This is a genomic window from Ruficoccus sp. ZRK36, from assembly GCF_019603315.1.
Classification (GTDB): domain Bacteria; phylum Verrucomicrobiota; class Verrucomicrobiia; order Opitutales; family Cerasicoccaceae; genus Ruficoccus.
Map to the genome: position 1 here is coordinate 1,017,608 of NZ_CP080649.1, position 13,236 is coordinate 1,030,843.

Consider the following 13,236-nt stretch of genomic DNA (forward strand, 5'->3'; position numbering starts at 1 on the left):
CTATCAACACCATAAAAATCATGAGTTCGCTGAAAGAAAGAATCGAAGCCCGATTGAGGCAGGCAAAAACCGATAAATCCCTCCCGCCACCGTGCGTGGCTTCCCATCCCACGTCCAAAGACCTGCTGTTGATTGATGAAAACTGCCAATGCTGGCAGTTACCGTGGTCGTGTCTTCAGTACAGCTCACGCAATAAGGACGGAGATCACTTTCACCTGTCCTTCAAGACGCATGAGGTCTGGCTATATGGCAAGTACCTGACGGAGCCGACCCAGTCGCTGGCCAGACGCGAAATCGTTTCCATCCGTGCCTTCGGCAGCAAACATACCAAGCGGTCCCGCCCGGACCATGCATTTGTCGAACGGATGACCGTCACGAGTAAGGACAATCCGCGTATACTTGTTCTCTGAAGTTCAACTGTTGGTTATTCTGGAGAATCCAGCACTGATGTCCGCCGCATGGCGGCATTTTTTGCGCCGCTAGGCCGGACCAGACCGGTTGATCCCGACTCAACCACACGTTTTGCGTGTCAATTTTCTGTTAATTTATATAGTTTGCATCCGTCTTGCTGATATCGCGGCAAAGGCGAATCACTTCTTTTTTCCACTTCAGAGTTTTCTGTGGAATCTTTTTTGAGGGTTTTTAGGAAAAAGCACGTTTAATAGACTATGAACAATCAAGAACTTGATGGCATCATTGCGCAGATGAAGCAATTGCCTCTCCCAGACTGTCCCGGATCTCTTGAGGCAAATGTATTGCGGAGGATTCGACTCTCCCGTGCAGATGCGGAACGCTCGCTTTGGGCCTGGTTCACGGAATTGTTGCCCAAGCCAGCTTTCGTCGCAGTCGCACTTACGATGGCTGTGGCAGTCAGTGCTGGTGTAACTGCCGCAAGAACAAGCAACTACACCGTGGCCGCTCAAATTCAGCAACGCGCTTCCAGCGCTTTGGACTTTGGTTTTTTGAATCACAGTGAAATCCTCAACCTCGATAACGTGCGCTGACCATGAATTGCGGATGTAACAAGCGAAATAAAGCGGGCCTGTTGCTTGCGCTCCTCACTGGTCTTATTGTGCTCTGTGTCGCTGTATCGACCGTTACGTCCCAGTTCATGATATCTGGGGATAACTGGAGTCAGCACGATGCGATGCATGGGCATCAGTGGCTACACAAAGAACTGGATTTAACCGATGAGGAAGCGGCTTCCATTGATGCTTTCGAGCCGGAATACCGGCAGCAAAAAGCGATATTGCAGGCCGAATTCCAAGCGAAAATCGAGGCACTGCGGGAACTCCTTGTTGATTCCGATCATTTTTCCCCTGAAGTCCAGCAGGCGATTCATGAGCTTCACATGGTTCATGGTCAACTACAGGAGCTATCCATTCGTCATTATTTCCAAATGATGAGCGTTTTATCGCCTCAGAAACAAGCTCGCCTCAAGCAACTCGCCGGTCAGGTACTGAGTATTCCTCAATAAATTCCCCCATGCCGAAAAGCGATGAAGACAGTCTGCTCATCCAGAAAATTGGCAGAGGGGACGAGCATGCGTTGGTTTCCCTCATGGAGCGCTTTAAGGAATCGATTTTCCATTTTGCCTATCGGTATCTGAGAAGCGAGGAGGATTGTGCCGAGGTCACAGAAGAAACATTTTTTAAGGTTTTCCAAAAAGCGCGTACGTTCTCCCCTCGTGCGACCGTCAAAACCTGGATTTTTTCGATAGCGCTAAACCTGTGCCGCGATCGATTGCGCCGACAGAAAAAATTCCACGGGCAGGTTTCCTTGGATGCGCCTGTGTTCGAAGGACAAAGTGAAGGCGATCTACTTGAATCCGTTGCTTCCGGGAGCGCTGACCCCTATTCCGAGTTGCGTTCCACGGATACTCTCCAATTGGTGAATGCCCAGATCCTGAAGCTACCCGATAGGATTAAGTTTCCTTTCGTTTTCTGTGTGCTGGAGGGGCATTCCTACGACGAATGCGCCGCTGTACTTAAGACCAACAGAAAGACGGTCGAAACTCGGATTTACCGGGCGCGAAAGCTCCTTCGCGAGGCCCTGGACGGTATTCTGTAAATATGCTGAGGGTTTCGTTGGATTCCTGCGTTTAAGAGTATGGGTGAGTTGGTGTGGGAGAATCCCACCGCCCGGCCATATCAGTATTTTCAACGAAAAAGCAGGAGGCGAAAATGAAAGAAATAAAGGCATACATCCGCAAGAAGCAGCTGGACGCCGTCATCAATGCCCTTGCACAAGTCCAGGGTTTGAGCGGCGTAAGCGTGAATACCATCACTGGCTTCGGGCGCAGTCGCGGCATCTTGCGCATGGTAGATTTCGAAACTCACCTCAAGGTGGAGGCTGTTTGCCCTGACAATGTGAAGGACGCGGTGGTCCGAACGATTCTGGACGCTGCGCATACTGGAAAAAGGGGCGACGGAAAAGTCTTTGTCACCGAGGTGGCGGAGGCTTGGCGAATCGAGTCCAAGGACGAAATCCGTCCTGCACTCTAATTCTTTCCCATCCGTTCCCTCGATTCGAATCCCACTCCTATCGACAGGCGAAGCAGGCCTCATGGCTTATTTCCTCCCTCCCGGTTTAAATTAAATATAAAAATCATGAAGCACTGCTTTACTCATATACTCGGCTGTCTCCTTCCAATTGGCTTGATTTTCCTTCTCCCCGCACTGGGCATAAGCTCGGAGATTTCATTCGTAGCTTTTCTCATAATTATGCTGGGTTGCTGTCTTTATGGGAAGATCAGCCATAAATATAAAGGCGGGAATGCAAGAGATGCTGACATGTTATCATCCCCAAACCATACTACGAATTCGACCTCTAATATTGAAAGGCAACGATCATGAGTCACGATTGTCATACGTACACTGATGCAGACGCAAGCCATTCGCACGATCAGGCCAAACATCATCACGAAGGTCACGGCCATTCCCATTCAAACTCGGTAAAGCCCTCGGCCTCTGCCAAGTACTACTGCCCGATGTGCCCGGGCATCGAATCGGATGAGCCGGGCGATTGTCCCAAATGCGGGATGAGACTGGAGCGCAACCCGGCTTACCGGGAAAAAGGGTCTACCACTTGGACCTGCCCGATGCATCCAGAGGTGCAGCAGGACCATCCTGGCCAGTGCCCCAAGTGCGGGATGGACCTGGAGCCGATGACTCCCACGGGCGACGACGCCGACGAGGAATACAGGGAAATCCTCAGTCTGAAGCGGAAAACGATCGTGGCAGGTGTGTTGACGGTGCCGATTTTACTTCTGGCCTTTGACAGTATGATTCCGGGCCTTTCATTCGAAGCCATGCTCTCGTCCCGGTTGCAGGGGTGGCTGGAGTTCATCTTGGCGACCCCGGTTATCCTTTGGGCAGGCGGAATGTTCTTTGCTCGTGGATGGCGTTCCATTGTCAATCGAAGCCTGAACATGTTTACACTGATCATGCTGGGCGTTGGGGCTGCCTATGCTTATAGCGTGATCGCAATTCTGTTTCCCGGGATTTTTCCAGAGTCTTTCCGTAAGCAGGGCGAAGTCGCTCTTTACTTTGAAGCGGGTGCGGTTATCACAACGTTGATACTCTTCGGTCAATGGCTGGAAGCTCGAGCGAGGCGGCAAACAGGCCGGGCAATCCAAAGCTTGCTGGATCTGGCAGCGAAAACAGCACACCGCCTGCGCGAAGATGACGAAGAGGAAGAAGTCGAAATCGACGCCATTCAGACGGGCGACCGTCTGCGGGTACGTCCTGGTGAAAAAATTCCCTTGGACGGCATCATCCTTGATGGAAAAAGTGCAATTGATGAGTCCATGATTACCGGAGAGCCGCTGCCGGTGGCAAAAAGAGAAGGTGACAAAGTCATTGGGGCCACGGTCAACCAGACCGGAAGCTTCGTCATGCAAGCTGAAGCCGTCGGTGAGAAAACGATGCTCTCACAAATCATTAAAATGGTTGCCGAGGCACAACGTAGCCGTGCCCCTATCCAGAAGATGGCCGACCGAGTGTCGGGCTGGTTTGTGCCGGTTGTGGTCCTTGTCTCGATTTTTTCGGCTATCCTTTGGGCCCTGCTGGGTCCCGCTCCCGCTATGGCTTACGCAACCGTTGTCGCGGTATCTGTCCTGATCATTGCCTGTCCCTGTGCACTTGGTCTTGCCACTCCCATGTCGATCATGGTTGGAGTTGGCAAAGGCGCCCAGCACGGGGTTTTGGTAAAAAACGCTGAGGCCATCGAGCGAGCGGAAAAAGTTTCCCATCTCCTCACTGATAAAACCGGCACCCTTACCCAAGGCAAACCTTCGGTAGTGGACATCCGGGCTTCTGTGGACACGTCTGAGGATGCCTTGTTACGTATCTGCGCAGCGGTAGAATCTCAGTCGGAGCACCCGCTCGCACGAGCCGTTTACGAAAAGGCCAAAGAGCGCCGCCTTGATCTGCCAAGTGTCACTGATTTTGAGAGCTCCACAGGTGGCGGCGTTCAGGCCAAAGTGAATAATCGTTCCGTTCGTGTTGGTAAACGGGCGTTCATCGAGTCAGTCGGTATCGACATCCCCTCGAATCTTGGCGACGAGGCAGCGAGATTGCAGGAGGAAGCAAAAACGGTTGTTTGGGCGTCAGTGGACCATCAACTGCTCGGCCTGATCGCCATCGCTGATCCGATCAAGACAACCTCTCGGGCAGCTATTGAATTGCTGCATGCGATGGGGATTGTCGTGGTTATGTGCACGGGCGACAATCCGCGGACAGCTCATGCGGTTGCGAAAGAACTCGGTATTGACGAGGTCCACGCAGAAGTATCGCCCGCGGACAAGCAACGCATCGTCAATGAACTTAAGGCGAAGGGGCATCGTGTCGCCATGGCAGGTGATGGCATCAACGATGCACCTGCCCTCGCTGCCGCCGATGTTGGCATCGCCATGGGAACCGGCACGGATGTCGCCATTGAAAGCGCAGGGTTGACCCTGATCAAAGGGGATCTGCGTGGTATTGTTGACGGATTGCGCTTGAGTCGCGCTGTCATGCGAAATATTCGCCAGAATCTTTTCTTTGCGTTCATTTACAATTCAATTGGCGTGCCGGTGGCCGCAGGCATCCTTTACCCCGTCTTTGGAATTCTGCTTAGCCCGATGATCGCTGGCGCAGCCATGGCTATGAGTTCGCTGTCGGTTGTTACAAACGCGCTGAGGCTTAAGCGCTTCTCTTTCAATCGATGAGCCCGGGAAGGGAAATTGGAATTGGTTCCGATCCTTATTGGCGTCCTCATTTGATTGCTTGGTAAATGCTACTATCTCTCTATTTGTTACCGCTGCCACTTTTATTGGCTCTATGCGGAATATTTCCCTCGCTGCGGTCTTGAATGCGAAGGTGGTCAAGTTTGACATGGATCATGTCTATCGCCATGGTCGTAACCAAGTTGAACTTACATTACATTTTCCTTTTAAGGGGCTGACTGTTCGGACAGGAAAAATATGGCGCGTAGCTATTGGCAAAAAAACTTTTTTTGAGGGTTTTCGGCGGTGTTTGCGTTTAAGTAGGCATAGATGAATCCAAGCCGACGTAAGAAAATGCTGAAAATAGTATTGGGCCTGACCTTGAGTGTAGGGTTGATTAGCCCCCTGCTGGAGGCTGACGAAGCACCTTCAGACTCGCAGTTGTCGGGCCTGGAGAACTATCTGAGCCGGGCGATGGCCGCCAACCCTCAGTTGGATGCGTTTGAACGCCGCTATGAGGCCGCCATGCAGCGTATCCCACAGGCATCGGCCCTGCCCGATCCGATGTTTCAGGTGACGCACTTTGTGGAGTCGGTTCAGACACGGACCGGCCCCCAGGAAAATATCTTTATGCTCAGTCAGAAAATTCCCTGGTTTGGAAAATTGAGCAGCCGTGAAAACGCCGCCTCAGCCGAAGCGCAGGCTCTCTGGTTCGCCTACCAGAGCCAGCAACTAATGTTGGCACGCATGGTATCCCTGGCTTTTTACGAATACGGCTACACGGAGGAGGCCATTCGGATGACGCAGGAGAACCTGGAGCTTCTGCGCAACCTGGAGCCCATTGTGGAAGAAAAGGTAAGGGCCGGAGATGACATCAATGCGCTCCTGCGTCTGAAAGTGGAGACCGGAAAAATCGAGGACCGCCTGCAGTCTTTGCAGCAAAAGCGTGTGGGCCAGTCGGCCAAGCTGAGGGAACTCCTCGCTCTGCCCGGAACGGCCCTACTCCCCTGGCCGGAATGGGCAGCACCGGAAATTATCTCTCTGGACGGCCCTTCCCTCGTTGTGGCGATTGAAACCAACAACCCTGAACTGCAAATGCTCGAACGCAAGATTTCCAGCGCGGAGGCGCGCCGTGAAATTGCCCGCCTGGAAAGCTATCCGGATATCACCTTGGGCTTTAACTACATCCAGACGGGGGACCCCGTCGTGAATCCGAACACGCCCGATGCCGGTCAAGACCCCTGGGGCTTTACGGTCGCGGTGAACCTCCCGATCTGGTTTGACAAGTACGACGCCGCCAAGGCTGAAGCCCTGGCCAACCAGCGCTCGTATGAAAGCGAGTACGACAACCGCTTCAATGCACTGCGTGCGGAATTATCCGCGAGCTTGGCGAGCCTCCATGATGCCAATCGTCGCCTCCAGCTTTACGGCAAAGATTTACTGGGGTTGGCCGAACAGGCCGTCGAAAACAGCCGATCCGGCTATGAAACGGGCCGTATCAGCATTCTTGACGTGATCGACAGCGAGCGCTCTCTGCTCGACCTCCAACTGCTTTACTGGCGTGCCGCCGCCGATGCCTGGCAGCAGCGCATTACCATTCAAACCCTGGCGAATCTGCCCATTTTAGGAACATTCCACGCAACTCAGAACGATGAATAAAAAACTGATTTTAACCTTTGGGGGAGCGACCGCAGCAGCCCTGATCGTCGGTATTGTTGTCGGACGGATTATTTCCGGTGGCACACCGGAACACGCTCCGGCCAGCGCCAGTCACGTCGTGACTGAAACTGCTGATGTAGCTGAAAAGCCTACGATCTGGACCTGCTCGATGCACCCGCAGATTCGCCAGTCGGAGCCGGGTAAATGCCCGATTTGCGGGATGGATCTGATCCCGCTGGTCGAAGATGCCGGTGCCGAAGACGGGCCCCGCGTACTGAGCATGAGCGAATCCTCGCGCGCGCTGGCTGAGATTCAGACGGCACTGGTGCGCCAGGAATATCCCGAAGCGGACATTCGCCTGGTCGGCAAACTGGCCTACGACGAGACCCGGGAGAAGTCGCTGACCGCTCGGTTCCCCGCCCGCATCGATGAGTTGTTCGTCAACTTCACGGGTATTCGTGTGGAGGCGGGGGATCACCTCGCCATGGTTTACAGCCCGGAGCTGCTGACGGCGCAGCGCGAGCTACTGACGGCTTACCGGGCCGACCCGGACAGCTCGATCACCCGTGCCGCCCGTGACAAATTACAGCTTTGGGACCTGCTCCCTGAGCAGATCGATGCCATCCTTGCCAGCGGCGAGGCCAAGGATCACTTTGAGCTGAAAGCTCCGATCAGCGGCGTGGTCGTCGCGAAGAACGTGAAGGAGGGCGATTATGTCAAGACGGGTGAACCGCTTTTCAAGATCGTGGATCTGAGCGAACTGTGGGCCTATCTGGACGCCTATGAGACGGACTTGCCCTGGCTGCGCTACGGGCAGGCAGTCTCCTTCACCGCCGAGGCGATTCCGGGAGAGACCTTTGAGGGGCAGATTGCGTTCATCGAACCCGAGGTTGACCATAAGACGCGCACGATTCCGGTGCGGGTCAATGTGCCCAACCCGGACGGACGCCTAAAGCCTGGCATGTTTGTGCGTGCCGTGGTCAAATCCCGCCTCGCCGAAGACGGCAAGGTCTATGCGCCGGAGTTCGCCGGGAAGTGGATCAGCCCGATGCACCCGGAAGTGGTTAAAGACGGCCCCGGCCAGTGCGACATCTGCGGCATGGACCTTGTTCCCGCAGAACAGCTCGGCTATGTGGACAACGCCACCGAATCCGCACCCCTCGTCGTTCCGGCCTCCGCCGTACTTCGCACCGGCAAGCGTGCCGTTGTTTACGTGGAGAAACCGAATACGCAACGCCCCACCTACGAGGGTCGTGAGATCGTGCTCGGTCCGCGCGCCGGTGACAACTACGTCGTCGTCGCCGGGCTGGATGCCGGGGAGCGGGTGGTCACCAACGGAGCCTTCAAGATCGACAGCGCCCTGCAAATTCAGGCCAAACCGAGTATGATGAACCCGGAAGGGGGCGGCCCCATGCCCGGCCATAACCACGGAGGCTCGGCACCGGCACCGACAACTGGCGACAGCGGAGCTTCCGCTCACGCCGGGATGGTGATGCTGGAAATCCCTGCCGATCAGCTGCCCGCTCTAATGGAGCCCTATCTGAAGATGCAGGATGCGCTTGCTTCCGACGAGCTGGACGCCGCCAAAGCGCAGGCCAAGGCGATGATGTCCATCACCGGACACAGTGGCAGCCTGCCGGAGTTGTTGCATGACATGCTTGCCGCCGAAACGCTGGATGCCTTCCGCGTACCCTTCTTTGAAAAGCTCTCGCATGCCTTTATCGCAGCAGCCCAGAAAAGCCCCCAGACTCTGAAGCAGCCCCTGCTCGTGATGCATTGCCCGATGGCGAACAACAACGCTGGGGCCGAATGGCTGCAAGCCGCCGAACCGCTGCGCAATCCGTACTTCGGATCAGCCATGCTGAGCTGTGGCGAAGTGAAGGCAACGATCGAGAATAACGCCCAGGACCACTCCGGCCATGAGTAAGAACACCTCTTTCAATCCCATCAACAGCCTGATCCGGTTTTGCCTGGAGAACAAGCTGGTCGTCATTCTATTCACCGTGGTCCTTATCCTGTGGGGCGTGGCCGTGGCGCCCTTTGACTGGGAGTCAGACATCCTGCCGCGCGACCCCGTCCCGGTGGATGCCATCCCCGATATCGGGGAGAACCAGCAAATCGTTTTCACCGAGTGGATGGGCCGCTCGCCGCAGGACATTGAGGACCAGATCACCTATCCGCTAACGACCGCCTTGCTCGGGCTGCCCGAGGTCAAGACGATCCGCAGCTATTCGATGTTCGGCTTCTCCTCGATCTACATCATCTTCAAGGAGGACGCGGAGTTCTACTGGACGCGGAGCCGCATCCTGGAAAAGCTCAACAGCTTGCCCTCCGGCACCCTGCCGCAGGGGGTCTCGCCTCAGCTTGGGCCCGACGCCACCGCGCTAGGGCAGGTCTTCTGGTACACACTTGAGGGCCGCACCCCGGACGGTAAGCCTGCGGGCGGTTGGGACCCGGAGGAGTTGCGCAGTGTTCAGGACTGGTACGTCCGCTACGCGCTTCAGGGCGTGGACGGCGTGGCCGAGGTGGCTTCTATCGGCGGGTATGTCAAAGAATATCAGGTGGACGTCGATCCCGACGCTTTGCGCACCTATAACATTTCGCTTCAGGAGGTTTTTGATGCCGTACGTGGCAGCAACCTTGATGTGGGCGCGCGCACGATTGAAATCAACGCGGCTGAATACGTCATCCGTGGCCTCGGGTTTATCAAGAATCTGGACGACCTGCGCAAAACCGTCATCACGCAGCGGGATAATGTCCCGATCACGCTGGAGCAGGTGGCCGAGATCGAATACGGCCCGGCTCTGCGGCGGGGCGCGCTCGACAAAGCGGGCGCGGATGCCGTGGGCGGTGTTGTTGTCACGCGTTTTGGAGAAAACCCGTTGGCGGTGATCAAGCGCGTCAAGGACAAGATTAAAGACATCTCACCGGGTCTGCCGAAAAAGACCCTCGCCGATGGTACCGTGAGTCAGGTGGAGATCGTTCCCTTCTACGACCGCTCCGGCCTGATCAGCGAAACGCTCGGGACGCTGGAAGATGCCGTCCGCCAACAGATTCTTGTCACGATTATCGTCGTCGTGCTCATGGTGCTACACCTGCGAAGCGCCGCGCTGATTTCCGGCGTGCTTCCGCTTGCTGTGCTTTTCGCCTTCATCGGGATGAAGCTCTTTGGCGTGGACGCCAACGTTGTCGCTCTCTCCGGGATCGCTATCGCCATCGGGACAATTGTGGACATGGGGGTGGTGCTCATCGAAAACATCCTCAAACACCTCGACGACGCGCCCCCCGATGAGAACCGCCTGGAGGTCGTTTATCGAGCGTGCGCCGAGGTTGGCAGCGCGGTGGTAACCGCCGTCTTGACGACCGTGATCAGCTTCCTGCCGGTCTTTACCATGGAGGCCGCCGAGGGCAAGCTGTTCCGCCCCCTGGCCTATACCAAGACGTTCGCGCTGATCGGTTCAATCGTGGTGGCACTGACGATTATCCCGCCGCTGGCGCACTGGTTCATCGCCGGGCGCTATAAATCAGCGTGGTCAAAGTATGGCCTCTGGGGCGGTATTGGTGTGATCGGCTTGCTGGGGGGGCTGCTGGTCAGTTGGTTCCCCTGGTGGCTGGGGCTGCTGATGGTCGCCATCGCCGTCTTCCACCTGGCAGGGGCAGCCATACCGGAAAAGGTGCGAAAAGGCATTTTATTCGTCTTCAACTTCATCGTGGCTGTCCTCGTTGCACTGGGGCTGGCTGCGGACTGGAAGCCGCTGGGGCCCGAGCAGCACCTGCACAACATTCTCTTTGTCCTGATCGTAGTGGGTGGCCTGCTGGGTTTCTTCATGCTCTTTATCAAGTTTTACGCACGCATGCTGGCCTTCCTCTTACGGTTCAAGGCGGCTTTTATCGCCCTGAGTTGCGGGATCATCGTCTTCGGGTTCACGGCCTGGATGGGGTGGGGCAAGGTCTTTGGATGGTTGCCGGAATCTATCCGCGAGTCCAGGCCCTACGTGGCGATGGCTCATGCCGTGCCCGGCCTGGGTAAGGAGTTCATGCCTGCGCTGGATGAGGGCTCTTACCTGCTCATGCCCACCACGATGCCGCACGCCTCTATCGGCGAAGTCATGGATGTGCTCAGCAAGCAGGACATGGCCATCAGCGCCATCCCTGAAGTCGAGAGCGCGGTGGGGAAGTTGGGGCGTGTCGAAAGTCCGCTCGACCCTGCGCCGATCTCCATGATCGAGACCATTATCTCCTACAAGTCCGAGTATATCACCGACGAGAACGGGCGCATCCTCACCTTCGCCTACGACAAGGGCGCCGGAGCCTTCAAGCGCGACGAGGCGGGGGAGTTGATCCCGGACAAAGACGGGCGGCCTTACCGCCAGTGGCGTGACAATATCAAGAGCCCTGATGATATTTGGGAAGAGATCGTCAAGGCCGCGACGATTCCGGGCACAACTTCGGCCCCCAAACTTCAGCCCATCGCCGCGCGCATCGTCATGCTCCAGAGCGGCATGCGCGCCCCCATGGGCCTGAAGGTCTTCGGCCCGGACCTGGAGACGCTGGAGAAGGTTGCCCTGGAGATTGAGGGCTATCTCAAGCAGGTGCCTTCCATCAAGGCCGAGGCTGTGCTGGCCGACCGTATCGTGGGTAAGCCCTATCTGGAGATCGACATCAATCGAGACGCCATCGCCCGCTACGGCATCAAAATCAAAACCGTGCAGGATGTGATCGAGGTCGCCATCGGTGGTAAGCCGATCACTCAGACGGTCGAGGGGCGCGAGCGCTACCCGGTGCGCGTGCGCTATATGCGAGAACTTCGCGACACCATAGAATCCATTGAGGACATCCTCGTCGCCGCTCCGGATGGGACCCAGATTCCGCTGCGTGAGCTGGCGAGTATCGACTACGTGCGCGGCCCGCAGGTTATCAAGAGTGAAGACACCTTCCTGGTCGGCTATGTCATCTTCGACAAACGCGAGGGCTACGCGGAGGTGGAAGTCGTCGAGCAGGCGCAGCAGTTTCTTCAGGATAAAATCGACAGCGGCGAGTTGGTCATCCCTGCCGGGGTCAGTTACAAGTTCACGGGCAGTTACGAAAATCAGGTGCGCGCCGAGAAGAAGCTCCGCATCGTTTTGCCCATCGCTCTCTTCGCGATCTGGCTGATCCTCTACTTCCAGTTCAAGCGCATATCGACGACGCTGCTGGTCTTCTCGGGGATTCTTTTCGCCTGGTCCGGTGGCTTCATCCTGATCTGGCTGTACGGCCAGCCCTGGTTCCTGGACTTCAGCCTTTTCGGACATAACCTGCGGGAGCTGTTCCAGATGGGCACGATCAACCTCAGCGTGGCCGTGTGGGTGGGATTCCTCGCGCTCTTCGGTATCGCCACGGATAACGGCGTCATTGTCTGCACCTACCTTCAGCAAATTTTCCGGGAAAAGAACCCGAAAACACTGGAGGAAATTCGTGCTGCTACCGTCGAGGCAGGTGACCGCCGCGTGCGACCGGCCATGATGACCAGCGCCACCACTATTCTCGCGCTCCTACCGGTGCTCACCTCTGTCGGACGCGGTTCAGACATTATGGTGCCGATGGCGATCCCCTCCTTCGGCGGTATGCTGCTGGCGATCCTTACCATCTTCGTTGTGCCCGTCCTTTACTGCGGACTGGCCGAGATTTCCCACACCTTAAAACGCAAATCAAAACAATCATGAAAATCAGAAATATCCTGGCCCTCGGGCTTTCCCTCCTGTTAACGAATCTGCTCCACGCGCACGATGAAGCCTTCAAGCCGGACTTTGTCAGTGGACTTGTCCCCGGCTACCTGAGCATCGAAAAAGGCCTCGTGGCGGACGACCTCCCGGCGGCCCAAAAAGGAGCCCAGAGCTTTCTCGTCGCCATGGGTCAAGCTCCCGAAGGAAGCAAACGTATTGAACGGACCAATGAGAACCTCAGCACGCCTGCTAAAGCTATTGCCGAGGCGAAGGATCTCGCCGCCGCCCGCGAAGCGTTCCAGAGCCTTTCGGACAAGATGGAAGGCCTGATCATGCACGTCGGTGTGACCGGTGATACCCGCCTCTACCTGCTTCACTGCCCGATGGCTCTCGGCGGCAAGGGCGCCAACTGGATCCAGGCCGACAAGAGCGTGGCCAACCCTTATTTCGGCATGAAGATGCTGCGTTGCGGCAGCGTCCAGAAACAACTCGCCGGTGAAACCTCTGATATGCACGGCCATTCCGAGCATAATCATTAGAAAAGCATAGTAGCATAATTATAAAAGCCGTCCGAGCCTACCAGACCGGGCGGCTTTTTTTTTATCTGCTATGGATGCAAAAATATAGCTCCATCATCACGATATAACCCACCAAATCATCGATTGACTG

10 protein-coding genes are annotated in these 13,236 nt (G+C 56.1%); all 10 read left to right on the forward strand.

The features are described from left to right. The first annotated feature begins 20 nt into the window (after positions 1–20). The 10 genes from K0V07_RS04465 (at position 21) to K0V07_RS04510 (ending at position 13,106) form a co-directional block, all read left to right on the forward strand. Entirely contained in the window at positions 21–410 is a 390-nt protein-coding gene (locus tag K0V07_RS04465; protein WP_220623337.1) for a hypothetical protein, read from the forward strand. A 258-nt stretch (positions 411–668) separates the two neighbouring features. After that, the gene (locus K0V07_RS04470; protein WP_220623338.1) at positions 669–1,004 is read left to right on the forward strand and encodes a hypothetical protein; all 336 of its coding nucleotides are present in this window, start codon (positions 669–671) and stop codon (positions 1,002–1,004) included. Between the two features lie 2 nt (positions 1,005–1,006). Further along, positions 1,007–1,477 carry a periplasmic heavy metal sensor gene (locus tag K0V07_RS04475; protein WP_220623339.1) on the forward strand — a complete coding sequence of 157 codons (471 nt, stop codon included), beginning with the start codon at positions 1,007–1,009 and terminating at the stop codon, positions 1,475–1,477. 8 nt (positions 1,478–1,485) lie between these two features. Next, the gene (locus K0V07_RS04480) at positions 1,486–2,070 is read left to right on the forward strand and encodes an RNA polymerase sigma factor (RefSeq protein ID WP_220623340.1); all 585 of its coding nucleotides are present in this window, start codon (positions 1,486–1,488) and stop codon (positions 2,068–2,070) included. Positions 2,071–2,183: 113 nt separating this feature from the next. Next, entirely contained in the window at positions 2,184–2,504 is a 321-nt protein-coding gene (locus K0V07_RS04485; protein ID WP_220623341.1) for a P-II family nitrogen regulator, read from the forward strand. Positions 2,505–2,851: 347 nt separating this feature from the next. Further along, positions 2,852–5,209 carry a copper-translocating P-type ATPase gene (locus K0V07_RS04490; RefSeq protein WP_220623342.1) on the forward strand — a complete coding sequence of 786 codons (2,358 nt, stop codon included), beginning with the start codon at positions 2,852–2,854 and terminating at the stop codon, positions 5,207–5,209. Between the two features lie 351 nt (positions 5,210–5,560). Next, a complete protein-coding gene (locus K0V07_RS04495) occupies positions 5,561–6,865 on the forward strand; it encodes a TolC family protein (protein ID WP_220623343.1) in 1,305 nt (434 codons plus the stop codon). Next, complete coding sequence (locus tag K0V07_RS04500; protein ID WP_220623344.1) at positions 6,858–8,792, forward strand: efflux RND transporter periplasmic adaptor subunit; 1,935 nt, start codon at positions 6,858–6,860, stop codon at positions 8,790–8,792. Before K0V07_RS04495 ends, K0V07_RS04500 begins: the two co-directional genes overlap by 8 nt. Then, positions 8,785–12,567 carry an efflux RND transporter permease subunit gene (locus tag K0V07_RS04505; RefSeq protein ID WP_220623345.1) on the forward strand — a complete coding sequence of 1,261 codons (3,783 nt, stop codon included), beginning with the start codon at positions 8,785–8,787 and terminating at the stop codon, positions 12,565–12,567. Before K0V07_RS04500 ends, K0V07_RS04505 begins: the two co-directional genes overlap by 8 nt. Then, on the forward strand, positions 12,564–13,106 hold the full coding sequence (locus tag K0V07_RS04510) for a DUF3347 domain-containing protein (protein WP_220623346.1): 543 nt from the start codon (positions 12,564–12,566) through the stop codon (positions 13,104–13,106). The genes K0V07_RS04505 and K0V07_RS04510 overlap by 4 nt, the downstream gene beginning before the upstream one ends. The last annotated feature ends 130 nt before the right edge of the window (positions 13,107–13,236 follow it).

Bases quoted from the DNA above. Each gene is read 5' to 3' on its own strand.
- K0V07_RS04465 (WP_220623337.1), top strand. From the start codon at position 21: ATGAGTTCGCTGAAAGAAAGAATCGAAGCCCGATTGAGGCAGGCAAAA.
- K0V07_RS04470 (WP_220623338.1), top strand. From the start codon at position 669: ATGAACAATCAAGAACTTGATGGCATCATTGCGCAGATGAAGCAATTG.
- K0V07_RS04475 (WP_220623339.1), top strand. From the start codon at position 1,007: ATGAATTGCGGATGTAACAAGCGAAATAAAGCGGGCCTGTTGCTTGCG.
- K0V07_RS04480 (WP_220623340.1), top strand. From the start codon at position 1,486: ATGCCGAAAAGCGATGAAGACAGTCTGCTCATCCAGAAAATTGGCAGA.
- K0V07_RS04485 (WP_220623341.1), top strand. From the start codon at position 2,184: ATGAAAGAAATAAAGGCATACATCCGCAAGAAGCAGCTGGACGCCGTC.
- K0V07_RS04490 (WP_220623342.1), top strand. From the start codon at position 2,852: ATGAGTCACGATTGTCATACGTACACTGATGCAGACGCAAGCCATTCG.
- K0V07_RS04495 (WP_220623343.1), top strand. From the start codon at position 5,561: ATGCTGAAAATAGTATTGGGCCTGACCTTGAGTGTAGGGTTGATTAGC.
- K0V07_RS04500 (WP_220623344.1), top strand. From the start codon at position 6,858: ATGAATAAAAAACTGATTTTAACCTTTGGGGGAGCGACCGCAGCAGCC.
- K0V07_RS04505 (WP_220623345.1), top strand. From the start codon at position 8,785: ATGAGTAAGAACACCTCTTTCAATCCCATCAACAGCCTGATCCGGTTT.
- K0V07_RS04510 (WP_220623346.1), top strand. From the start codon at position 12,564: ATGAAAATCAGAAATATCCTGGCCCTCGGGCTTTCCCTCCTGTTAACG.